This window comes from Thiobacillus denitrificans DSM 12475 (genome assembly GCF_000376425.1).
GTDB classification, from domain to species: Bacteria; Pseudomonadota; Gammaproteobacteria; order Burkholderiales; family Thiobacillaceae; genus Thiobacillus; species Thiobacillus denitrificans.
In genome coordinates this window covers 19,993-43,702 of sequence record NZ_AQWL01000009.1, presented here as the reverse complement: position 1 = coordinate 43,702, position 23,710 = coordinate 19,993, and the positions used below count along the sequence as shown (strand labels likewise).

At 66.4% G+C, this 23,710-nt stretch carries 13 protein-coding genes; 10 read left to right on the top strand and 3 right to left on the bottom strand.

Features of this window, described 5'->3' with window-relative positions; all coding sequences use genetic code 11:
* The first annotated feature begins 16 nt into the window (after positions 1–16).
* From B059_RS0113790 to galE, 3 genes are read left to right on the top strand one after another with little or no spacing between them, the layout of a single operon-like run.
* Complete coding sequence (locus B059_RS0113790) at positions 17–805, top strand: WecB/TagA/CpsF family glycosyltransferase (RefSeq protein WP_038058851.1); 789 nt, start codon at positions 17–19, stop codon at positions 803–805.
* Positions 806–1,153 carry a VanZ family protein gene (locus B059_RS19135; protein ID WP_018078838.1) on the top strand — a complete coding sequence of 116 codons (348 nt, stop codon included), beginning with the start codon at positions 806–808 and terminating at the stop codon, positions 1,151–1,153.
* A 50-nt stretch (positions 1,154–1,203) separates the two neighbouring features.
* The gene (gene galE / locus B059_RS0113780) at positions 1,204–2,214 is read left to right on the top strand and encodes a UDP-glucose 4-epimerase GalE (RefSeq protein WP_026177531.1); all 1,011 of its coding nucleotides are present in this window, start codon (positions 1,204–1,206) and stop codon (positions 2,212–2,214) included.
* 101 nt (positions 2,215–2,315) lie between these two features.
* Here galE and B059_RS0113775 read toward each other — a convergent pair whose 3' ends face one another.
* Positions 2,316–2,909: a rhomboid family intramembrane serine protease gene (locus tag B059_RS0113775; protein WP_018078836.1), complete on the bottom strand. Its 594-nt coding sequence runs from the start codon at positions 2,907–2,909 to the stop codon at positions 2,316–2,318.
* A 913-nt stretch (positions 2,910–3,822) separates the two neighbouring features.
* Here B059_RS0113775 and B059_RS0113770 point away from each other — a divergent pair.
* A complete protein-coding gene (locus B059_RS0113770) occupies positions 3,823–4,521 on the top strand; it encodes a PEP-CTERM sorting domain-containing protein (RefSeq protein ID WP_018078835.1) in 699 nt (232 codons plus the stop codon).
* A 222-nt stretch (positions 4,522–4,743) separates the two neighbouring features.
* On the opposite strand, the gene B059_RS0113765 is transcribed toward B059_RS0113770, so the two are convergent.
* Complete coding sequence (locus tag B059_RS0113765; RefSeq protein ID WP_018078834.1) at positions 4,744–4,986, bottom strand: hypothetical protein; 243 nt, start codon at positions 4,984–4,986, stop codon at positions 4,744–4,746.
* Positions 4,987–5,311: 325 nt separating this feature from the next.
* Here B059_RS0113765 and B059_RS19970 point away from each other — a divergent pair, with 325 nt between their 5' ends.
* A complete protein-coding gene (locus B059_RS19970; RefSeq protein ID WP_018078833.1) occupies positions 5,312–5,827 on the top strand; it encodes an FxDxF family PEP-CTERM protein in 516 nt (171 codons plus the stop codon).
* Between the two features lie 99 nt (positions 5,828–5,926).
* Here the strand turns inward: B059_RS19970 and B059_RS0113755 are convergent, their stop codons facing one another.
* Positions 5,927–7,768, bottom strand: a complete 1,842-nt coding sequence (locus B059_RS0113755; RefSeq protein WP_026177530.1) for a GGDEF domain-containing protein — start codon at positions 7,766–7,768, stop codon at positions 5,927–5,929.
* Positions 7,769–8,003: 235 nt separating this feature from the next.
* Here B059_RS0113755 and epsA point away from each other — a divergent pair, with 235 nt between their 5' ends.
* The 5 genes from epsA to B059_RS0113730 all read left to right on the top strand — a co-directional run bounded on the left by epsA (position 8,004) and on the right by B059_RS0113730 (position 23,431).
* On the top strand, positions 8,004–8,780 hold the full coding sequence (epsA, locus tag B059_RS0113750) for an XrtB/PEP-CTERM-associated transcriptional regulator EpsA (RefSeq protein ID WP_018078831.1): 777 nt from the start codon (positions 8,004–8,006) through the stop codon (positions 8,778–8,780).
* Between the two features lie 357 nt (positions 8,781–9,137).
* On the top strand, positions 9,138–9,899 hold the full coding sequence (locus tag B059_RS0113745) for a PEP-CTERM sorting domain-containing protein (protein WP_018078830.1): 762 nt from the start codon (positions 9,138–9,140) through the stop codon (positions 9,897–9,899).
* A gap of 67 nt (positions 9,900–9,966) precedes the next feature.
* Positions 9,967–11,397, top strand: coding sequence for a hypothetical protein (locus B059_RS0113740; RefSeq protein WP_018078829.1), 1,431 nt, complete (start codon positions 9,967–9,969; stop codon positions 11,395–11,397).
* A gap of 132 nt (positions 11,398–11,529) precedes the next feature.
* The gene (locus B059_RS0113735; RefSeq protein WP_026177529.1) at positions 11,530–13,086 is read left to right on the top strand and encodes a ShlB/FhaC/HecB family hemolysin secretion/activation protein; all 1,557 of its coding nucleotides are present in this window, start codon (positions 11,530–11,532) and stop codon (positions 13,084–13,086) included.
* Between the two features lie 136 nt (positions 13,087–13,222).
* The gene (locus B059_RS0113730; protein ID WP_018078827.1) at positions 13,223–23,431 is read left to right on the top strand and encodes a filamentous haemagglutinin family protein; all 10,209 of its coding nucleotides are present in this window, start codon (positions 13,223–13,225) and stop codon (positions 23,429–23,431) included.
* Positions 23,432–23,710 lie beyond the last annotated feature (279 nt).

The following is a 23,710-nucleotide window of genomic DNA, read 5'->3' as shown; positions in this document are numbered from 1 at the left end:
CTTGACTAGAAACAGAATGGAACCAGTAAATGGCCGGGCTACCGGTAGCGTGCTCGGCGCACACATCGACGCGCTGTCGTGGGACGCCGCCGTGGCCCGCCTGCTCGGCTGGGCGCATGCGCGCGAAAACCGCTATGTGACGATCTGCAATGTGCATGTGGTGGTGAGCGCGTCGCGCGATGCGGGGTATCGCGACATCATCAACGGCTCGGATATGGCGACGCCGGACGGCGCGCCGGTGGCGTGGATGCTGCGCCGCCAGGGCTTTGCCGGGCAGCCGCGCATCAGCGGGCCGGATCTGATGTGGGCGCTGTGCGAGCGGGCGGCAGCGGAAAACCTGCCTGTCTATTGCTACGGCAGCAGCGAAGCGACGCTGGCGCTGCTGGAGCGGCGCATGCGGCAGGCGTTCCCGGATTTGCGCATCACGATGGAGTCGCCGCCGTTCCGTGCGCTGACGCCGGATGAGGATGCGGCGGCGGTGGAGCGGATCAATGCCAGCGGCGCGGGCATCGTGTTCGTCGGCCTGGGCTGCCCCAAGCAGGAGCGCTGGATGGCGGCGCATCGTGGGCAGGGGGCTCTCGATGACAGCCCTTTGCGGGTCAAGGCGGTAATGATCGGGGTGGGCGCGGCCTTCGATTTCCACGCCGGCACAGTGCAGCGGGCGCCAGCCTGGATGCGCGACAACGGACTGGAATGGCTGCACCGTCTGCTTTCCGAGCCGGGGCGACTGTGGAAGCGCTATCTGGTGACGAATACGCTGTTCATCGTGGGCGCGGCGCGGCAGTTGTTGTCAGGGCGCGGTTAAATGTCGGCCTCTCGCTTTGCATTGCTGACAGCACTGGTTTTGCTGGCGGCGTACGTGTGGGGCAACAGCCTGCCCGAGGCAGCCGGCTTGATCCCTCCGCCATGGGACAAACTCGCGCATCTGGCCTGGTATGCGGTTCTCGCCAGCCTGCTCGTTCTGGGGCTGGGCCGCCGAGCCTGGCCATGGGTGCTGGTGGGCGGGCTGCTGTTGGCCGGGTGGGATGAATGGCATCAGTTCGCTTTGCCGGGGCGTTCGCCCGGCGTGGATGACTGGTTGGCTGATACGCTGGGTGTATTGACTGGAATCCTTGCCACCCATGTAATCGGTCGGCGATTCAGGGCTGTATAGTTTGGCTGCATAAACGGGATGCTGGCCCGAGAATAAACAGGGGAGTGAAATTGAAGGTTTTATTGACCGGCGGCGCCGGCTATATCGGCTCGCATACCGCAGTGGAATGCCTGGCGGCAGGGCACGCGGTGGTGGTGTTCGACAACCTGTCGAACAGCAGCCTGAAATCGCTCGAACGGGTGGGACAGATCGCGGGCCGGCAGGTGGACTTCGTGCAGGGCGACATCCGCGACCGTGCGGCGCTGCGCGCTTTGTTCGCCCGCCATGCGATCGACGCGGTGGTGCATTTCGCGGGACTCAAGGCGGTAGGCGAGTCGGTGGAAAAGCCGCTGCTGTATTACGACAACAACATCGCGGGCAGCATTGCGCTGTTCGAGGTGATGGCCGAGTCGGGGGTGAAGTCGGTGGTGTTCTCGTCGTCCGCCACGGTGTACGGCGACCCGGCGACGGTGCCGATCACCGAGGATTTCCCGCTGTCGGCGACCAATCCCTACGGCCGTTCCAAGCTTTTCATCGAGGAGATGCTGCGCGACATCGCGCGCGTGGACGAGAGCTGGAATATTGCGCTGCTGCGCTATTTCAATCCGGTGGGGGCGCACGAGTCGGGGCTGATCGGCGAAGACCCGCGCGGCATCCCCAACAACCTGATGCCCTACGTGGCGCAGGTGGCGGTGGGCCGGCGCCCGCACCTCAACGTGTTCGGCGGCGACTATCCGACCCCCGACGGCACCGGGGTGCGCGACTACATCCACGTGGTCGACCTGGCGCGCGGGCATGTGGCGGCGCTGAACCGGCTGCAGCACCATGGCGGCCTTCATACCTGGAACCTCGGCACCGGGCGCGGCGTTTCCGTGCTCGACATGGTGCGCGCGTTCGAGACGGCCAGCGGGAAAAAAGTACCGTATGCCATCGTCGACCGCCGCCCCGGAGACGTCGCGCAATGCTGGGCCGATCCGTCGCGCGCCGCGCGCGACCTGGGCTGGCGCGCGGTGTACGACCTGCCGCGGATGTGCGCGGATGCCTGGCGCTGGCAGTCGGGCAACCCGGAGGGGTATGCCTGAAAGGCAGGTTCAAGGTTCAAGTTGCAAGGCTCAAGAGCAGCGAGCGGCTTTATGCACGGCCACGACCACCTTGAATCTTGAGTCTTGTAACTTGAACCTGTTCAGCGCTTGCCGAACAGTCCGCGTCCGCGGAAATACTGCACGCTGAGCCAGCCGCCGAACAGCCCGCCCAGGTGAGCGAAGTGGGCGACGCCGGCGGTGGTGTTGGTGATCCCCAGAAACAGTTCGACGGCGCCGTAGCCGAGCACGAAGGTGCGCGCGGGGATGCGGATGAAAGGCAGGAAAATGATGACGATGACGCGGTTGGGGAAATACATCGCGTAGGCCAGCAGCAGGCCGAACACGCCGCCGGAGGCACCGATGACGGGTCCGCTGGCGTGCAGGAAATAGCCGCTGACGGCGATCTGTGTCATCGCGGCGACGACCACGCTGACCAGGTAGGTCAGCAGGTAGCGCAGGTCGCCCCAGCGGCGTTCCAGCTCGGCGCCGAACATCCAGATGGCGACCATGTTGAATCCCAGGTGCAGGAGCGAGCCGTGCAGAAAGCTGTAGGTGACCAGCTGCCAGACATGAAACGCACCGCCCGACCCCGGCGGCCATAGCCCGAAGACGCGGATGATCTCCGGCCCGGTGACAAGTTCGAGCGCATAGACCAGGACATTCAGCAGGATGAGGGCGAGCGTGATCGGCGGCATGAGGCGGGTTCAAGTTTCAAGGTGCAAGTTTCAAGTTTCAAGTTTCAAGGTGCAAGGTGCAAGGTGCAAGGAGAGCGAGCGGCTTTATGCCCGGCCACGGCCCCTTTGTAACTTGCACCTTGCAACTTGAACCTTTAAGGCGGCGACGGGCAGCCTGCATCCTGTGCTTGCATGAGCCGATAAGCTCATTCAGGACTGCGTTTCAACCCGACGCCCTGACATATTCGGTCGGTAGGATGCACCCCAGTCGAGGCAGCATCCGGACAGCAGATTCGGAGCGCCGCGGCAGACAAGCTGTACACAATAAAGCAACAAGCAGTGCGCGTGAAAAGCAGTAAGGCGCCGGAGGATCGGCGCCAGGGTCGTCCCGCTCTCCGGGGGCACCCGCATTCTGTGGTCGTTGGTTCGTGCAACGACATCCCACGCGCACGCCGAAACGGTGCTGCGCGGACATTCCCATTGCAGATTCCGGTTCGGCGTGCGCCTGGACGCGGGTTTCCATTCGCGGCAATCCGGCAGGAGAAGGCCGCGAGGCAGATAACAGCTTGTAAAAAAACGGGCAGGTCAGACCGGTCGCAGAACCGGCGCCCGACCCGGTAAATAAAACAGCAGGCAGTGCGCGTGAAAGCAGTCGGCGTCGTTCATCGATGCCAGGACCGGACGTCTCCCACGTCCCGTCCGCTCCTTGTCGTCCGAACGTCCGTTCGGCGACGTCTCATGCGCACGCCGTCGTGGCGTTGCGATCTTCGCTTCCCCTTCGGCGTGCGCTGAGCCTTGTTTGCCGGATGTCCGGCAGGCAGGCGGGCCGGCCGCAAGCGCGGGCCAAACGGTTTTCGGGTGTCGTGCCGCACAGCAGGTGGACGGGGCGACAGCGTCAGGTTTTCCACTCTGCACACACAAGAAGGAGTCAATCATGAAGCGCGTGAATCTTCTGGCCGCAGGCATGTTCGTGCTCGGTCAGGCCCTCTCTGGCGGTGCGGCTGCAGCCCCCGTCACCCTGTCCGGAAGCACGGTCGATTTCAGCTTCGATGACGCCTGGCTCGGTCTGTTCGGCCCGGCCAGCGTGTCCGGCGATACGCTGTACTTCACCCCCACGGCCTTCGATGCGCAGTCGTCCAACGGCGCGGGTTTTTCCCTCGCCAATGCCACGATCAACGTCACGCTGACGGCGCGTTCGGGCTACGCATTCAACACGCTCGATCTGGTCGAGCGCGGCGATTACCTGCTGCTTGGCAGCGGCGGCACGGTCGATGTCGGCGGCCAGATTCGCGTCTTCGACGTCGCCGCGCCACTGGCCGACATGACGACCGGTATCGCCCCGACGGTGCCGCTGACCACGCCCGGCCTACCCACGCACAACTGGACCGCGACGGCATCGGCCAACGTGTCCGCCCTGGATGCGCGCGTGCTCAACGTCACCGTGGAAAACCTGCTGCTGGCATCGACCTCGAACCCCGTCTCGCTGGCTTTCATCGAGAAGAAATTTGCCGGCCTGAGCGTGGGTACCGTCGCGGTCACCCCGGTGCCCGAAGCCGATACCTACGCCATGATGCTCGCGGGCCTGGGTCTGGTCGGCTGGGCGGCGCTGCGTCGCCGCGCCGCGCGAAAATAAGCCAGGCGGAAGTAAAACCCGGCAGCGATACAACGAAAACCGGCAGCGGCGCGCTGCGCCGCCAGCCCGGCGTGAGCCGCCCGAACGGCGTCGCCTGACCAGCGATGGCGCGGGTCGAGTTTCATCCAATGCGTTCACGCGCATCCTTGGCCCGCCTCACGGCGGGTCTTTTTTTGGCGGTGCAGGACGCAGGATGCCGGGTGTATCGCGGGGCGGATTCCGTCAGACGGTCCAGTACGGTAAATCGTCTTCCCCGGCCGCATCGTCACCCTGCAGGCCATTGAGGGCCGCTCTGTGGCGCAGCTGGGCACGGATGACGTCCGCCAGCCACGGATAACAGCCGGCGTAATCGCATTGTTCGGCGTAGTCGTCGTGCTCGTCGGGCAGTGCGTCGCCGGGTTCGTGCCGTGCTTCCTCCGCCAGCGGGTGGGCCTGCGCTTCGCGTATCCCGTTTTTCGTGTCCATGGCATTTCACCTGATTTGACCGGAGCCTCATCCTTACCCCGCAAGATGAGGCGCATATGACAGTGCAGGCAAACCCGCATGGTCCGGATGCCATGGCGGCGCGGCCCATTGGCCCGAACGTGCCATATCCGCAGCGCCGCGGCCACCACCGGCTGCAACATCGCTGCGCCACACTGCCTGCGTACTGAAAAGCCACACCCGTCGCGAGGCGGGGCCGGAAACACCAGGACCCGCGCAGCTTTGGGAGAAGCGCAGCAGATGCGGGCGGCCGGTTGCCAGTCGATCACGCGCTATATCTATCGGTCTGTTTTATTTGGAGTGCTTCATGAAATTCGTGCAAACGCTGCTGGCGTTCTCGCTGGCCTCCGCCATGGGTTCTGCCGCGGCCGCCACGCCCGGATATCTCGGCAACCTGAGCGGCCAGACCGTCAGCATCGGCAACAGCTTTACTGCCGGATCGGTGATCAACGATATCTACACGTTCGACATCCTGCCACTCTCTACCACGGTGGGCACCGCGGTCACCATCAACCTCGACATTGCGCAGTTCGCCGGACAGGAATTCCAGATCAGCAATTTCATGATCGCTTTCAAGGACAGCGCCGACAACGTCATCGCGTTCGACGATACGCCGATCAACCACACCCTGTCGATCGCCGCCAGTCTGGCCGCCGCCATGGGCTACCAGTTCGTCGTGTCCGGCGAGGTGAGCGGCACGCTCGGCGGCAGCTACGGCGGCGCGCTGGCCGCCGCGCCGATTCCCGAAGCGGAATCCTACGTCATGCTGCTGGCGGGTATGGGCCTGGTCGGGTTCATGGTATCGCGCCGCCGTTTCATCTGAGCGCTTTGTCGCCTGGGCGCGCCTGCCTGCTCGCCCAGGCCTGCGCCGTTCAGTGGCGCGCAGACTGAGCCCGGGCGGAGATAGCGCACGATGCAGGCGTCAGGCGCAATTCGCCAGGGGCAGGTCTTCATCCGGCGCCAGCTTGTTTTCATCCGATGCCAGCTTGCGCCCGGACGGCATTCTGCGCTGGTCGATGAACAGGATGCTGCCATCGGTGCGCTTGGCCATGCGCTTGGCTTCGGTGGCGGCGCGCGCGACTTCCTGATACTGGTGGAAATGGGTGGGGTCGACCAGGACGGCGCCGATGGACAGCGACACCAGCGCATGGAAAGTCATGGTGCCGCGGCGGTCTTCGCTGCGGTAGCCGCCGGCTGCCACGTGCTCGGGGTTGAACAGGGTCCGGCATTCGCGGTCGAAGCGGGCCAGCATGCCGTGGCAGCGCACTTCCCAGTCGAGACTCTGAAACAGCACGACGAAATCGTCTCCGCCGATGTGGCCGACGAAATCGAGTTCGGGATTGCAGCTTTCGCGCATGATCCGCGCCAGCAGCTGGATGATGTCGTCGCCGCGGCGGAAGCCGTAGACGTCGTTGTAGGGCTTGAACTGGTCGAGGTCGAAATAGGCGGTGACGAAGGTCTGTTCGTTGGTGAGCAGACGTTCCATGTGCTCCTGGAGCGGAACGTTGCCAGGCAGGCCGGAGAGCGGGTTGGCATAGCGCGCGGCGACGAGCTGCATTTCGGTCACTTCGCGCATCAGGTCGAAACCCGACCCCATCCCCAGGTAGCGCCCTTCGCTGGTAATGATGAACCCCTGGGTGAAGGCCGTTTTGCCTTTTTTCACCACCAGTTCCGACAGCTCGGCCATGCGCGTGGCCTTGTCGACGATCAGCGGGTCGCCGTCCATCAGGTCGCGGCAGGGTTTGCGGCCATGCAGTTCGCGCCCGTACAGGGTGATGAACTGGTCGAGCAGGGCGGGGCGATGGAGGATGCCGACCGGAATGCCGTCGTCCACCACAGCCACCGCATGCAGGTCGGGATGCTGCATCATCAGCTCAAGCGCGTCCTGGCTGGCCGTCTGCGGGCTCACCGACGGCGCGGACATCACCAGCCTTTTGGCCGATACGTGCAGGCCGTCATTTCTTTGCGGCATGGGAAACACGCTGACCGTGCCGGATTGCAGGCATGCCTGCACTTCGCGCGACGGCAGCCGGACCGGCACCGGCGAGGGGCGGCCGATCAGATAGCCTTGCGCATAACGGATGCCCAGGTCTTTCAGTACCGCGAGTTCGGACGTGCTTTCCACGCCTTCGGCAATGACCAGGGAATGCGCGCCTTCGGCCAGCAGCTTGATCGACCGCACGAACTGGACCTTGTGGGGGTCCTGGTGTATCCCGGAAATGAAATGCTTGTCGATCTTGACGAAAGCCGGCTTCACCTCCGACCACAACCGCAGGCTGGAAAACCCCTCGCCCAGATCGTCCAGGGCCACCTCGATCCCGGCTGTGCGCAATCTGGCGACGACCTGCCGCAATTGCGCGTAGTCGATCGCGGGTGCGCTTTCGGTGATTTCGATCACCACCTGGCTGCTGGCCAGGCCTGCGTCGTTCAGCGCCGCCAATACTGCGACCGGGGCGAAGGACGCGTCGAGCAGGCTGCCGGGCGACAGATTCACGAACAGCTGGCCCGGCAGTTTCAGCCGCGCGAAGGTCCTCAGCGCCGTGCGCATGCAGGCCCAATCGAGCGCCGCCAGCCGGCCGTGCTGCTCGGCCACGCGGAACAGCGCCTGCGGCCCATGCAGCGGGCTGTTGGACGGCCCGCGCGACAGCGCCTCGTAGCCCATCACCCGCCCGTCGACCAGGTTGAGGATCGGCTGCAGCAAGGTCATCAATCGCGCGTTTGCCAGGATGTGATCCAGATGCAGGCGCAACTCTTCATGGCTCATGGGGAAGGTATGGGAATGGGGGTTGGTGGACGATAGACCGCCAGCGTTACGCGCGTGTGAACAGCAGAGCGCCCGCGAAGCGGGCTTCAAGTTACAAGATTCAAGTTGCAAGATTCAAGCGAAGCAAGCGGCTTTCAGCCCTGCCACGAACACCTGGCGACTTGTATCTTGAATCCTGCAAATGTCATGCCGCTGTCATTGCCCACGCCTATGCTCGCCGCCCAAGGGGAGCTCCATGCACAACACCAATGAATTGACCGACGAAGAATGCGGCCATCTGGCGCGCATCCTGATCGCCTCGCGGCGGGTGACGCAGCGCCATCATTTTTTCAGCTGGGTGCACGGCCCGGTGCAGTCGCTCATTCCCCATGAAATCCTGCTGTGTGGACTGGCGGATGAAAGCGGTTTTCTGCTGCACGAGCGCTTCACCGCCTGTCGCTATTTCAAGGACGATCATTACCAGCGCGTCATTCATCCCGGAAACGGCCTGATCAACCAGTTGTCGCAGGAATGGCAGGCCTTCGGCGAGCCGCGCATGATCGCCGCGCATAAGGACGAGGCCGGTGGCTGGCATGCCCGACTGAGCGATCTGGAACTGAAAAACGTCGCCTTTCACGGCATGAGCTGGATCAACGGCCAGATCAGGGGGTACGCCAGTTTTTCACGCGTGCGGGTGCCTTTCGATGGCCGCCTCGCGCTCTATCTCGACATCCTGCTGCCGCACCTGCTGGCAACCCTGGTGCGGGTGCTCGCCAACGAAGCGCGCACCCGCACCGATAGCGAGCGTCCCGTCGGGCTCATCACCGCGCGCGAAGTCGAAGTGCTCACCTGGGTTCGCGAAGGCAAGACCAACGACGAAATCGCCGCCATTCTTGGCCTGTCGATGCTCACCGTCAAGAACCACCTGCGCCACGCGATGAAGAAACTCGTCGTCCGCACCCGCGGCCAGGCCGTCGCCAAGGCGATCGGGCTGGGCTTCCTGCGCGCGCAGGCCATACGCAACAAGGAATAGAGCGCCCGCTGCTCGGGCTTCAAGTTGCAAGATTCAAGTTACAAGATGTTCGTGGCAGGGCGTGCAGCCGTTTGTTTCGCTCGAAACTTGCAACTTGCAACTTGTAACTTTTGACTTGAAGCCCGCTTCGCGGGCGCTCTGGTTTATTCGCCGCGCAGCGGCGGATGAGCCATCCGGCTCAGTTTTTACCGCCTCGTCTCCCCATCGGGTGTCATCCACGCCCCCTAAAGTCCCCCTGTCCGTAGTCACGCGGGCTCGATTTCCGGTTGGTTTGCCGTTTGCCGGCAGGCCTGCCCCACAGGGGGGCGGAAAGCTTCACTAACTTTCTGGGTCTTTTTTTCAAAAGAGGAGCACTACATGAAACTCAAACTGATCGCGCTGGCCGCCATGCTGGCCACGGGTTCCGCCAACGCTGCCATCGATAACGGTGCCGGCGGCAACGGCGAACTGTTCTTCAACATCTGGGATGCCAACGGCTCCTACACCCGCGATCTGAACGTCAGCATCGACGCTTTCCAGACCACGCTGGCTCAAGGCGGCTTTATCGACATGAGCTGGACTGCCGACAGCACCTTCACCAGCTTCCTGGGCAGCGTGGTTAATGCCGGCGCGCTGCAGTGGAACATCATGGCGACCGACACCGTGGGGGCCCGCCGCCTGCTGACCACTTACACAGCGCCCGAGCCTGTCACCACCAAGACCTCGGATGTCATCCGCACGGCTGCCGGTGCTACTCAGACGTTCATCAATAACGTCAACGTCGAGCTGGCAGGCGCCGATTCCGTCGCTGTGACCGCTGCTAGTGCGGCGTGGGCTGGCAAGGCCTCGTTCGGGGACAACGCTGGAACCATGCTGAACTTCAGCAACGCCGGCACCCTGGTCAACAACAGCTACGCCAGCGGCCTCGGCTTCATGCGCATCGATGCCGGCGGCTTCGGCATTCTTCCTTCCGTGTACAACGAATATATGGACGGCAGCCTTGCCGTCAATGCCTGGATCGGCGCCGACAACACGCTGCACCTGGCTGCCGCTCCGGTACCCGAGGCCGACACCTATGCCCTGATGCTCGCCGGCCTCGGCCTGGTCGGCTTCATGGCCCGCCGCCGCCTGTCCGTGTAATTCATCGCGTATCCGCCGGCCGGCGTGCCAGCCGGCCCGGCCCCCGATTTCCAATTAGGAGCACTTCATGAAACTGCATCAAATCGCTTTTGCCGTCGCCGCCCTGGCCGCCGGTTCCGCCAACGCCGCCATGACTGCTGCCGAGCAGGCCGTGCTGAACGACGCCAACGCCAACGGCCGCGTCATCTTCATCTCCGGCGCCTCCGCCGTGCAGAAGGGCTTCACCGGCATCATCGCAGCCACCTTCGATAGCGCCACGACGCCGATCCGCTTCGCCAACACCACCGCCTCGTCGAAGGACTTCGAGGCGGTCGCCGGCAAGCTGGCCGCCGGCACCGGCGCCTGGGCCGGTCAGAACGCCATCATCGTCTACCGCACCAAGGGCGGTTCCGTGTTCGGCGTGAACCCGGTTGCCCGCGCCGAAGTCATCGAGTCGCTCGACGTGACCGCCGCCGCCTGCGGCGACACCGGTTCCGGCACTTCGGTCACCCCCTATGTCTGCGGCACCAACACCCGCGTGCCCGACGCCGGCGTGTCCGATGTCGCCCCCGCAATATTCCAGGCGCCGATCAACACCGAAGGCGAAGTCGCTGCCGCTTCGCTGAACGCTGCCGAGCTGGCCGACCTGACCGCCACCGCCATCTATGGCCTGTCGTTCGGCATTCCGGTCACCAATAACGTGCCCGCCACCACCAAATTCACCCGCTCCATCGTCTCTGCCATCATGTCCGGCAACGTGGGCACCTGGGACCAGGTCGACGGCAGCCTCAGCGGCGACATCGTGATCTGCCGCCGTACCCCGGGCTCGGGCACCCAGGCCGTGATGAACCTGTGGGCAGGCAATTTTCCCTGTAGCGAAAATCTGGTCAATATCCCCCTCGACCGCGACAGTACCGGCGCCACCTGGGATCCGGCTAGCCGCACCTTCACCCACACGGGCGATATCGGCGCGCCGATCGTGATCGAGAACTCCACCTCCGGCGACGTGCGCAACTGCCTGATCAAGGCCGTGGACGGCGGCACCTACGCCACCAAGGATCGCGCCGGCAACCCGGTGACGGTCGACTTCGGTGCGGGCGGCCACAAGGCCATCGGCGTGCTGTCGATGGACAGCCTGAAGGATTCCAAAGCCACGGGTCAGTGGCAGTTCCGTTCGCTCGACGGCGCCGGCACCATGACCTGGGACAACACCGCACTGCCGCCTGTCACCAGCGGCGACGGCAAGTTCCCGACCCTGGCGACCTATGAGAACGGCGACTGGGATCTGCAGGGCTGGATTTCCTTCAACGTGCCTTCGCGCACCACCGGCGCCAAGAAGGCCGTGCTCGACAAGTTCCTGGTCAACGCCCAGAACCCCGCCATTCTGGCCGGCATTTCCGACCTGAAGAACGTCGCTGCGGCGATCCCCGGCGGCGCCTACAGCGGCCCCCAGGTGCTGGATGCGGCTTACCTGAACGGCAACCAGTGTGCGCCGTACAACCGTAACTTCAACGACTAAGCGGCAACCCGCCCTCCGCCTGCGCGGGGAGGGATGATGTGGCGGCGATACGCGGGAAACCGCGTATCGCCCGTTTCGTTTTGTGACGCCGCGGGCTCGTGGCAATCGAAGGCTGTGCGAACAGCCTGAGCAATGATGATGAATCTGTTCTGGATGGTGTGGCTTGCGGTGCTGGGTGCGATGAACGCAGCCCATGCGCAGGAAGCCAGTTTCGACGTATTCGAATACCGGGTGGAAGGCACGACGCTGCTGCCGGTGGTGACGGTCGAGCAGGCGGTGTATCCGCATCTCGGCGAAAAGAGAAGCCTCGCCGACGTGGAAAAGGCGCGCGAGGCGCTGGAGAAGGCCTATCACGGCGCGGGCTACCTCACCGTACTGGTGAGCATCCCGCAGCAGAAGGTGGAGGGCGGCGTGGTGAAGCTGGCGGTGACCGAGGCGCCGGTGGAGCGGCTGCGTGTGGTCGAGTCGCGCTATTTCAGCCTCGGCGAGATCAAGGCGGGCGTGCCGGAGCTGGCCGAGGGCACGGTGCCGAATTTCCCGCAGATGCAGAAGGAACTGGCGGCGCTGAACCGTTCGGCCGACCGCCGCATCACGCCAGTGCTGCGCCCCGGCAAGACGCCGGGCACGGTCGAGGTCGACCTCAAGGTGCAGGATCGCCTGCCGCTCCATGGAAATATCGAGCTCAACGATCGCTATAGCCAGGACACGACACGCTCGCGCCTGACCGCCAGCCTGCGCTGGGACAATTTGTGGCAGAAGCAGCATGGGCTGGGCATCACGCTGCAGACCGCGCCTGAGAACACTGACGAAAGCCGGGTGTTCTCGGCCAGCTACACCTGGCCGTTGGCGTCGGGCAACTACCTTGCGCTGTATGGCGTCAAGTCGGAATCCGACGTTGCGGCGGTCGGCACGCTCAACGTGCTGGGCAACGGCACCATCCTCGGGGCGCGCTACATCGTGCCGCTGCGCGGCCGCGGCGAAGGCTTCTTTCACACCGCGACGATGGGGGTGGACTACAAGGACTTCGATCAGTCGGTCGCGCTGATCGGCGGCGGCGACTTCAACACGCCGATCACCTACCTGCCGTTCACCGTGGGCTGGGACGGCACCTGGCTGGGCGAGGGGCGCAGCACCAGGCTCGGCGCGGCATTCAATTTCCATCTGCGCGGCCTGGTGGCGGACGAGCAGGAGTTCGCCGACAAGCGCTACAAGGGGCGCGCCAATTACGCCTATCTGCGCGGCACCGCATCGCACAGCGAGCGCTGGGCCAGCGGCTGGGGCGCCGAGCTGCGCGGTAGCTGGCAGCTCGCCGCGCAGCCGCTGATCTCGAACGAGCAGTTCGCCATCGGCGGCGTCGACAGCGTGCGCGGCTATCTCGAATCCGCCGCGCTGGGCGACAACGGCGTGGCGCTGAGCCTGGAGGCGGCGACGCCGAATTTTGCGAAGCGCCTGGCCGATTCGCTCGACGATGTGCATCTGCTGGTTTTCGTCGACGGCGGCTATGTGCATGTGCGCGAGCCGATCACCGCGGACGACCGCTTCACCCTGGCCGGCGCCGGCATCGGCCTGCGCCTGAAGGGATGGCGCGGCGTCTCCGCCGGCATCGACTGGGCGGTGGCGCTGCGGGACCTGGGTGATACCGAAAAGGGCGACAGCCGCGGGCATTTCAGACTGGGCTACGAATGGTGAATGAGCCGATCGGCTCATTCCGGATGACACAGGCAAGACCTATCCCGGGGCTAAGCTAGGCACCCGTACCCCGGGCACGAGGATAACTGCCGCGCCGCCTGTTTTTTATTCGCGCCGCAGCGCTAAAGGAAACCCCATGAATCGCAACCGTTATCGGCTGGTGTTCAACATAACTTCAGGCATGATGGTGCCGGTGGCGGAAACCGCGCGCCGCCAGGGAAAAGCGGCGAGCGGTCCGGCGCTGGCGCTGGCCGGCGTGCTGCTGGCGGGGCCGGTCCAGGCCGAACTGCCGGTCGCGAGCGTAAATTTTGCCGTGCCGGGCACCACGGCAAGTTATCAGGCGAGCGGCATGCAGGCCTATCTGAACCAGGTGGGCAACAAGGCCATCGTCAATTTCCAGAGCTTCAACATCAGCGCAGGCCACAACGTGCAGCTCCGCCAGGTTGACAGCCTCGCCACACAAAACCTGGTGCAAGGCGCCAATTTTTCGGTGCTCGCCCGGATTCATGACCAGAACCCCAGCGTCATCGCGGGCAGTATTTCGCAGGCATCCGGCCAGACAGCCAGCCTCACGATGGTCAACCCCAACGGCATCGCCTTCATGGGCGGCGCACAGGTGAACCTGAACAGCTTCACCGCGAGCTCGCTGGATATCAAGGACGTCTATTTTCTCAATTCATTCCTGGGAGACACGGGCAATCCGCAGTTTGAAAAAGACTTCGAAGGCGGCGAAGGGCGCGGCTTCATCAAGGTGTTCGAAGGCGCGCGGATCACTGCGGGCAGCCAGGGGCGGGTGATGCTGATCGCCCCCACAGTGGTCAACAAGGGCTCGGTGACGGCGCCCGACGGTCAGGTGATCGCGGGGGCGGGCGGCAGGGTGTATCTGCGTTCGGCCTCGGACGAGGATGCGAATGTGCGCGGTCTGCTGGTCGAGGTGGACAGCCCGGCCGGATTGACCGGCTTCGACACGGCCAACGCCGGCATGAAGGATGGCGAGCTCGACGGCCAGGCAGTGAGCCTCGCCAACGCGTCCGAGGACAAGCTGGGCCACGTCACCAACCTGGGCGAGCTTTCGACCCCGCGCGGCAACGTCACCATGGTCGGCTATGCGGTGAACCAGCTGGGCATCGCGCGCGCCACCACCTCGGTGGTGTCCAACGGCTCGGTGTATCTGCTGGCGAAGGACACCCAGTCCGGCGGCGGCGAGCTGCCTGTCGATTCGACCCGTTCCGGCCGCGTGGTGCTGGGCGGGAGCAGCCTGACCGAAGTGTTGCCGGAGGTGGCCGACGCCACCACCGTGCTGGACGGCACGACCGGGGCCGGTCTCGCCAGGGCATCGAAGGTGCGGGTGCTGGGGCAGGACATTCGCATGGCAGGCGGTGCCGTCATCGACGCGCCCGCGGCGGAAGTGCGCATGGATGCGGTCGACGATCCCTCCACGCTGCGCCAGAAGACTTCGCTCGACGGGGCCGGCACGGCCGCGTCGGACACGGCGCGCATCCATGTCGCCGCCGGCGCGCGCATCAGCGTGGCGGGGCTTGAGAACGTGCGGGTCTCCGCCGCGCGCAACGGCGTCGAAGTGGAACTGCGCGGCGACGAACTGAAGGATACGCCGGCCAACCAGGAAGGCCCCTTGCGCGGCGAGAAGGTCTACGTCGACGTCAACCGTGCACTTGCCAGGGCCGAGGCCGGTGAATCCACGCTCATCGCGCAGGACAGCCTGGAAAGCTACCAGGCCAATCTGGGACGCACGGTGGCCGAACGTTCGACCGCGGGCGGCAGCGTGGCGATCCGCTCGCAGGGCGAAACGATCCTGGAAAACGGCGTGACCATCGATCTCTCGGGCGGCAGCGTGCAGTACACCGCCGCCAACGTGAAAACCACGCTGCTCTCCAGCAATGGCAGGCTGGTCGATTTGGCCGATGCCGACGCCGCGACGCGCTACGACGGCATCGCCACGCGTTACGTGAAGGATTACGGTCGCTGGAACCGCAAGGAAGTGATCGACCTGGGACAGAGTTACCGCTACGACCCCGGCTATGTCGAAGGCAAGGACGCCGGTGCGCTGGACGTGGTTGGAATGAAGGCCGTGGCGATGCAGACCGCCGATGTGCAGGGCCGCACCACGACCGGCGAGTTGCAACGCGGCGCCGGCCTGCAGCCGGCAGGCGCACGCCTGACTTTCGGTACCGATGCGATCGGCGACGGCACGCTCAACGACTACAAGCTCAACCAGCGAGTGGACGTGAGCAGCACCGGGGCCACCCTGCCGTCCGGCTTCAAGTTCGGCGATGTGCTGCCGCAAGCACTCAAGGACGCGCTGGTGGTGAATCCCGCGCTGATGGGGTGGGGCAAGGTGGCGACGCTGGAGATTTTCAGCAACCAGGCCGCCGAGGTGCGCGAGGCGCTGCGCGCGCCGCAGGGCGGTGGTGTGCGCATCGTCGCCAATGGCCTGACGGTGCTGGCGGATATCGAGGCGAGCAGCGGAACGATCGATCTGGCTGCCAGGAACAACGCCGGCAGCGTGCTGTCCGCTCCCAGGCTGGCCGTGGGCGACGGCGTCACCCTGTCGGCGCGCGGCGCCTGGGTGAACGAACTGCCGGGACGTGGCGGACCGGCCGGCCTACTTCCCCTGGTGAATGGCGGCAAGGTGACGCTGGCCGCCGATGTGAGCGCCAGCGGCGGCGCCTACACTGCGCAAGGCGAGATCGAACTCGGCGAGAACGCGCGCATTGACGTCGGCAGCGGCGGCCATGTGCGGGCCGACGGCACCCTGGTCGCCGGCAAGGGCGGCGATATCAGCGTGGCGGCGTACGACGTCGAGGGGGTGGCTGACAATCTGGCGGGCCACGCCACCGGCAAGGGCGGCAAGCTCAGCCTGGCGAGCCACACCATCCGGGTAGGCGGCGCGCCTGATGCGGCCTACGGCACGCTGAATCTGGAGACCGGCTTGTTCGAACGCGGCGGCTTTGCCGATTTCAGCCTGACCGCGCTCAACATGCTCAGCGTCGCCGACGACACCGCGATCACCCCCACCGTCGTCAGCCTGGAGGTGCAGCCGGAGTATGCGCTGCGCCCCAGCGGCAGCCGCGTGGAAGACTTCGCCCGGGTCGTGAAACGCGACGACCGGGTGCGCCAGGCCGCCCATCTCAGCCTGGCCGCCAAACAGGCGGGCGCCGGAACCGGCCAGATCCGGGTCGGCACGGGTGCGCGTATCGAGGTCGATCCCGGCGCGCGCATCGCGCTGGAGGCGCGCAACGCGATCGACATCCAAGGTCGGCTGATCGCGCGCGGCGGTACCATCGACGCCACGCTCGATCGCAGCAACGGCGCGGTGTTCGGGCCGGCCAATCTGAACCCGATCTGGCTGGGCGAACAGGCCGTGCTCGACGTGTCGGGCATCGCGCGGACCTACACCGACGGCAAAGGGCTGACGCAGGGCGAGGTCCTCGCCGGCGGCACGGTCAGGCTGGACGCACAGACCGGCTACGTGGTGACGGAAGCGGGGTCGCGCATCGACGTCTCGGGCGCCGCACCGGTGCGTCTGGATATGCCCAGCGAGTCCGGCGGACTGGGCCGTCTGGTGGGCAGCGATGCCGGCACGCTGAGCGTGTTTGCCGAGGAAGGCATGCTGCTGGACGGCACCCTGGCGGCGCACGCCGGCAGCGCCTCCCATCGGGGCGGCAGCTTCAGCGCCACCCTGAGCAGGAACGCGCGGCAGGAGGGTCAGGCCACCTACGACGCGCAGAGCCGCGTGCTGAGCCTGGCGCCCACGGTGGCGCCGCAGGCGGCGGGCCTGACCCCGGGCGACGCGATCCCGGATGCCAGCCCGGTGCGCGCCCGTATTGCTTCCGATGCGCTGGAACAGGCCGGATTCGATCGCATCGCACTTGCCAGCCGCGATGCGATCCGGCTGGAAGACGGACTGAATCTGGGCGCCGGCCGCACCTTGCCGCTGCGGGAGGTGAAACTCGACGCCGCCCGCATCGAGACGGTCGGCGGCAATACCGCCATCGCCGCCGATGCGGCCCTGCTCGGCAACTACGATGGCTACCGCCTGGGCAGCGACGGCGCCTATTCCGGTTCGGGGGTGTTGAAGGTCGATGCGCGCCTGCTGGAGCTGGCGGGCAATCTGCGGCTGCGCGGGATGGCGCGTGCCGAACTGAGCGGCAGCGAGGCCGTTCGCCTGCGCGGCACCACGGTCGCGACGGCGCCCACGCGGCCCAGCGCGCGGATCGAATCCGCCGCCGACCTGGCGTTCCACGGCGCCGTCGTGGCGCCCGCAACCTGGAGTCAGGCGAGCATCCTGGCGCCCGGCAGGACGGTCAGCTTCAGCCGCACTACCGATGCGCCGGTGCAGCCCCTGTCGGCACTGGGCAGCCTGACGGTGGACGCGAAGCATATCGTGCAGGACGGCAACCTGTGGGCACCCTTCGGCCAGCTGGAATTCAAGGCGAGCGAATCGCTGGTATTCAGGGACGGCAGCCTCACCTCGGTTGCGGCGGCGCCGGGCAGCCTGCTGCCTTTCGGCAAGCTACAGAACGGTCGCGACTGGGTGGTCGACCTCGATCCGGCCAAAGTGCCGGCAGGCCAGATCGCGCAGGACGGGCTGACGGAAAAATCGATCCGTACCGAAGCTGCCAGCATCGACATGCAGGCCGGCGCCCGGTTCGACCTCGCCGGCGGCGGCGATCTGCAGGCCTGGGAGTTCACCGTCGGCCCGGGCGGCTCGCGCGACATCCTCAATGACAAGGCCACCTATGCCATCCTGCCCGGCTACGCTGGCGGTTTTGCGCCTGCCGACCCGCAGGAAGGTTTCGACCGCGCCAGCGGCGAGGCGGTTTATCTGTCCGGCGTGCCGGGGCTGGCGGACGGCGTGTATACCCTGCTCCCCGCGCACTACGCGCTGCTGCCTGGCGCGTATGCGGTCAAGCTCGACAGCGGCATCCGGAACGTGTTGCCGGGACAGGCCTACAGTCGCCAGGATGGGGTACGCATCGCCGCAGGCTATGTGACCGACAGCCGGCCTGGCGCGCCGAAAGATGCGAACTGGCAGGGCGTGCTCGTGATGACGCGCGACCAGGTGCGCGCACGTTCCGAATTCTCTCTGGCCCGGGCTTCGCAATTCTTCGCCGACGGCCAACATCGCCCGCAGGATGCCGGCCTGCTGTCGGTGAGCACGAGCGGCAGCGGCGCAGACGCGCTCAAACTGGATGCGGCGTATCACTTTGTCGCTGCGCCGGGCGGACGGGGTGCGCAGGTGGATATCAGCGCGCTCAAACTCGCTGTCGCCAGCGGTACGCCGAGCGGCATCGACGCCGATGCGGTCGTGCTCGACGCCGGCAAACTCAACGCGCTGGGCGCGGACAGCCTGCTGCTGGGCGGTACGCGCAGCAGCAGCGGCGAGTCGACGACGATCACGGTCGGTGCGGATGCCGTCGTGCTTGCCAACGACGCGGATCACGCGCTGAAAGCCGCCGAAGTGATGCTGGCGGCGAAAGATACCCTGACGCTGAGGGCGGGCAGCGCCATCGACGCGCAAGGCGAATCGGGCGACGCCGGGGCGTACCGCATAGCGGGCAACGGCGCGTTCGTGCGGGCCGCCTCGACGCGCGCGGGCTTTGCGCGGACCGGCAGCCCCGATCGCAGCGCAGGCGCGCTCATGGGCGAGGCCGAAAGCACCATCGCCGCCGCTGATTCGATCGCGCTCGACGCAACCCAGGTCAATGATTTCAAGGGCTCGGCCGTGTTCGCCAGAAACGGCGCACCCGTTGCCGGCAGGCTGGCGGTGGGCGCGACGCGCATCAATTTCGGCGCCGTACCTGATGCGAGCGAAGGCCTCACCTATACGCAGGCCGATCTCGATGCCATCGACCTGGCGGAGCTGGCGCTCACNAGTTATTCCAGCTTCGATCTGTATGGCGGAGTGGCCGTCGGCAAGCTGGACGAAAATGGCGTTCCCGTTCTGCAGAATCTGCTGCTGCAGGGCGCAGGGCTGGCGGGCATCGACAACGCAGGCGAGACCGCGCAGATCAACGCGAAACACCTCGCCCTGACCAACCCCGGCAACGCCTCGGCTTTCACGCCGGGCGGCGCACCCGGCAGCGGCACGCTTGCCGTGAGCGCCGATACCCTGACGCTGGGGCAGGGCAACAAAAAAATTATGGGCTTTGGCGCGGTGACCGTCACCGCGAACGAACTGCTGGGGTCGGGTACAGGCAGGCTCGACGTGGCCGCGCCCGTGACCCTGAACGTGGCCCGCATCAGCGGTGAGCGCGGCGCCGATCAGGCATTGCATGCCGACGGCGCGCTCGTCGCGGGCCAGCATGCCGCCAGCCGCGCACTTGCGCCGGTCACCGCACTGGGTGCCAGTTGGACGCTGCAGGGCACGTCGGTCGATTTCAACGGCAAGGCCGAGCTGCCGTCCGGCAGCTTCAGGCTCACCGCGACCGGTGGCGACGTGACACTGGGCGCGAATGCAGGCGTCGATGTCGCCGGCCGCGAAGTGCGGTTCTTCGACGTGACGAAGCCGAGCTGGGGCGGCACGGCGGAATTCGTCAGCGAGACCGGCAATGTGGCGTTCGCTGCCGCGGCAAAGGTCGATGTGTCCGCCGCGACCGGCGGCGATGCCGGCACCCTGCGTGTGCGGGCGGCCCAGGGCAGCGTCACGCTTGCCGACGGCAGCCTCGACGGCGCTTCCCCGCCGGATAACGCAGGCCAGCGTGGCGACGGTGCCCGGATCGAGGTGGACACCGGCACGCTGGCGAGCTTCTCCGCGCTGAATGCAGCGTTCGACAGCGGCGGCTTCGACGGCGCGCGCAGCGTGCGCGTGCGCAACGGCGATGTCGCCGTTGCCGCGGCCGATACGGTCAGGGCACATGACATCCATATCGCGGTCGATGGCGGCAAGCTTGATGTGGAGGGAGAACTCGATGCCTCGGGCGAGGAAGCCGGGCGTATCGAACTCTTCGCCCAGGGTGACGTGAAGGTGGCCGCGGGTGCGCAACTTCTGGCGCAATCCAGCGGCGCAGGCGAAGACGGCGGCGACATCGTGATCGGCACCCGCGACGGCAGCCTGGATCTGGCGGCTGGCAGTGACATCGGGGTTTCCGGCGGCGCGGGCGGGCAGGGCGGCACGCTGCTGCTGCGCGCGCCGCGCACCGGCAGCGACGTGGCGGTGGGCGCGCTCGACAGTACGGTTGGCGGCGCGCGCTCGGTCGCGGTCGAGGCGGTCAGGGCGTACGACAACATCGGCACGCTGACCGCAAGCGGGGGCAGCGGCACCACGCTGAGCCTGGCCACGATCAACGCCGACAATGCCGCGTACGCCGCCAGCCATGCGGCGATCAGGACGCGCCTGGGCAAGGACGGCGATGCCGCATTCCACCTCCTGTCCGGGGTGGAAGTGCGCTCGGCGGGCGACCTCACGCTAGCCAGTGACTGGAATCTGAGCAGCAGCCGTGCCGGCGGCGAGGCCGGCGCGCTGACGCTGCGTGCGGCGGGCAACCTCAAGCTCAACAGCAATCTGTCGGATGGATTCAGCCATGCCACGCCATTCACCACGTCGACCGGGACGACGCCGGCAAACCTGCTGGCGGACGACTCCTGGTCCTACCGCCTGGCCGGCGGCGCCGACCTTGCCGCAGCCGACCCGCTGGCAGTGGTGAAGGATGCCGGCGACGTGACGCTGGCGGCGGGCAAGCTGGTGCGAAGCGGCACCGGCGACATCCGGGTGGCCGCCGGCCGCGACATCAGGCTCGCCGACAACAAGTCCGTGATCTACACCGCCGGCCGCGCGGCCGACGCGATCGCCGGCTTCAGCAATCCGCCGCTCAATGCCCATGCGAAATTCAGCGAGCGCGGCGGCGACGTCAGTCTCGCGGCGCAGCGCGACATCGTCGGCGCGGCTTCGGCGCAGTTGTTCAACAACTGGCTGTTCCGCCAGGGCCGGCTGAATGCGGACGGCTCGGCCTATACCGTACAGCCGGCGTGGTGGGTGCGCTTCGACCAGTTCCAGCAGGGTGTCGGCGCGCTCGGCGGCGGTGACGTGCGCATCGCCGCTGACGGCAGGGTCGAGAATGTGTCGGCCAGTACTCCGACGCAGGCGCGCATGGCGTCTGCGACGCCGAATGCGGCCGCCCTGGTGAAAACCGGCGGCGGCACGGTACGGGTGGAGGCCGGTGGCGACGTGCTGGGCGGGCAGTACTACGCCGACCGCGGCGAGGTGGTGCTGAAAGCCGGCGGCAAGGTAGACAGCGGCCAGGACGTGTTCAACAAGCCGGTCTACACCATCCTGGCGCTGGGCGATGCGCAGGCCCGGGTGCAGGCCCGGGATGCGGTGAACATCCATACCGTGATGAATCCGCACTGGGCCGTCCAGTCCAGCGGCGCGAATGCAGCCCTGTTCAACGTCAGTCCAGCGACGCAGATCCGCAAGAGCCTGTTCTCGACCTACTCGGACGACAGCGCGGTCAGCCTGGCGAGCCTCGCCGGTGCGGTGACGCTGCACAACATGAACGGCTCGGATGCCGTGTCGAGCCTGAAGGTGGCCTATCCCGCCTTGCTGGATACCCAGGACGGTAAGCAGCAGGGCCAGCTGGATCTGCTGGCCTACCTGCCGCCGACGCTGGATGCCACGGCATTCCAGGGCGACATCCTGATCCATGACCAGCCTGCCGGCGGCATCCTGACCCTGGTGCCGGCGGCACAGGGCAAGCTGAACCTGCTGGCGCGGGATTCGGTGAAGCTCAACGCCACGCTCGTCATGAGCGACCGCGATGCGCCCAGTATCCCGAGCGTAGCCCGTCCGGGACAGGTCGCGGTGGCGGTGACGGTGCCGGCCCCGGGACAGCTGCATGCGGCCGCTCCGGTGCATGCCGGCGACGGCACGCCAGCCCGCATCTACGCGCTGAACAACGATGTCGAGGGTGTGTCGGGCACGTTTGGCGACGGCAGCAAGAACACCGTGGTGAACGTGCCGAAGGCGATCGATGTGCGCGCCGGGCGTGATGTGCGCGATCTCAGCATCCTGGCCCAGCATCCCGACAGCGCGAACCGCAGCCGGGTGCAGGCGGGACGCGACGTGCGCTTCTCGTCGGGGTCGCGCCGCACCGATGGCGACCGCATCTGGATCGGCGGCCCCGGCCGGCTGGAAGTGACGGCCGGGCGTCATATCGATCTGGGAACCTCGGCGGGCATCGTGAGCCGGGGCGATCTCGATAATCCGGGTCTGCCGGCCGGTGGTGCGAACATTCATCTGGCCGCCGGCGTCGGCCCGGACGGGGTCGATTATGTCGCCGTGGTCGACCGACTGATGGCCAAACTGGAAGCCGGCGAGCCGGACGATGCCACGCTGTGGCAGGCGCGCTGGCTGACCGGCGACGCCACGCTGACGGCAGGCGGCGCGCTGGCTGCGGTGGCCCAGGTCGATGCGCTGGATGCGGATGCCCGGCGCACGCGCGTGCGCGAGATGCTGTTCACCGCGCTGCGCACCAGCGGGCGCGATTCCAACGAGGCATCCAGTCCCTATGCCGCCGACTATGCACGGGGCTATGCCGCGCTGGAGCTGGTTTTCCCCGGCATCGGCGACAAGGCGGCCGACGGCAGCTCCGCGCACTATCAGGGCGAGATGAACCTGTTCGCCAGCCGCGTCAAGACCGAGCGTGGCGGGGACATCGAGTTCCTGCTGCCTGGCGGCGATCTCATCGTCGGCCTGGCCAATACGCCGGCCGCGCTGGTCAACGTCGGCAACGACGTGCTGGGCATGGTGACGGTGGCCGATGGCGATATCCGCGGCTTCGCGCGCGATGACGTGCTGGTCAACCAGTCGCGCATTCTCACCGTCGGCGGCGGCGACGTGCTGCTGTGGTCGAGCGAGGGCGACATCGACGCCGGTAAGGGCAAGAAAACGGCAACCGCGGTGCCGCCGCCGGTCATCAAGGTGGATGCCCAGGGCAATGTCACGCAGGAACTGCAGGGGGCGGCGTCCGGCAGCGGCATCGGTGCGCTGGGCACGGCAGCCGGTGACGTCGACCTTATCGCTCCCAGGGGTACCGTCAACGCCGGCGACGCCGGCATCCGCGCGGGTAACCTCAACATTGCTGCGCAGGTGGTGCTGGGGGCGGACAACATCTCGGTGTCCGGCAGCTCGAGCGGCACGCCGGTGGCCGATACCAGTGTGGTGACGGCGGCATCGAGCGGCGCCAGCAACGCGGGCGGCGATGTGTCGTCGACCACCGCGGCGCTGGCGCAGAACCTGGCCGACGCCGCGCGCGCGGCGGAAGAACTGAAGCAGGCATTCAGGCCGACCTTCATCAGCGCCGAGGTGATCGGCCATGGCGACTGAACCTGGCGGCGACGCAGCCGGGCGCAGTCACCCGGACATGGGCCGAACGGCTCATGTCCGGGCTGCTTGGATGACGTATTTCTTTCAATGATGCGCCGCTAGGCTTGCATGGCGCGCCCGCGAGCGGGCGCAGCCCATTTCCCAATCATTCCAAACGGAGACATCCTGGTTTTCGACAGCAGCAACCAGCTCGACGCCGAGACGATCGCGCGCGGCATCTACGACGACGGCCGCAACGACGACAAGGGCGTGGAGCCGGAAGGCGTGGAACTGATGGAG

Coding starts and splice junctions, on each gene's coding strand:
- B059_RS0113790 (WP_038058851.1), top strand. CDS start 17: ATGGAACCAGTAAATGGCCGGGCTACCGGTAGCGTGCTCGGCGCACAC.
- B059_RS19135 (WP_018078838.1), top strand. CDS start 806: ATGTCGGCCTCTCGCTTTGCATTGCTGACAGCACTGGTTTTGCTGGCG.
- B059_RS0113775 (WP_018078836.1), bottom strand. CDS start 2,909: ATGCCGCCGATCACGCTCGCCCTCATCCTGCTGAATGTCCTGGTCTAT.
- B059_RS0113770 (WP_018078835.1), top strand. CDS start 3,823: ATGAAGCGCGTGAATCTTCTGGCCGCAGGCATGTTCGTGCTCGGTCAG.
- B059_RS0113765 (WP_018078834.1), bottom strand. CDS start 4,986: ATGGACACGAAAAACGGGATACGCGAAGCGCAGGCCCACCCGCTGGCG.
- B059_RS19970 (WP_018078833.1), top strand. CDS start 5,312: ATGAAATTCGTGCAAACGCTGCTGGCGTTCTCGCTGGCCTCCGCCATG.
- B059_RS0113755 (WP_026177530.1), bottom strand. CDS start 7,768: ATGAGCCATGAAGAGTTGCGCCTGCATCTGGATCACATCCTGGCAAAC.
- epsA (WP_018078831.1), top strand. CDS start 8,004: ATGCACAACACCAATGAATTGACCGACGAAGAATGCGGCCATCTGGCG.
- B059_RS0113745 (WP_018078830.1), top strand. CDS start 9,138: ATGAAACTCAAACTGATCGCGCTGGCCGCCATGCTGGCCACGGGTTCC.
- B059_RS0113740 (WP_018078829.1), top strand. CDS start 9,967: ATGAAACTGCATCAAATCGCTTTTGCCGTCGCCGCCCTGGCCGCCGGT.
- B059_RS0113735 (WP_026177529.1), top strand. CDS start 11,530: ATGATGATGAATCTGTTCTGGATGGTGTGGCTTGCGGTGCTGGGTGCG.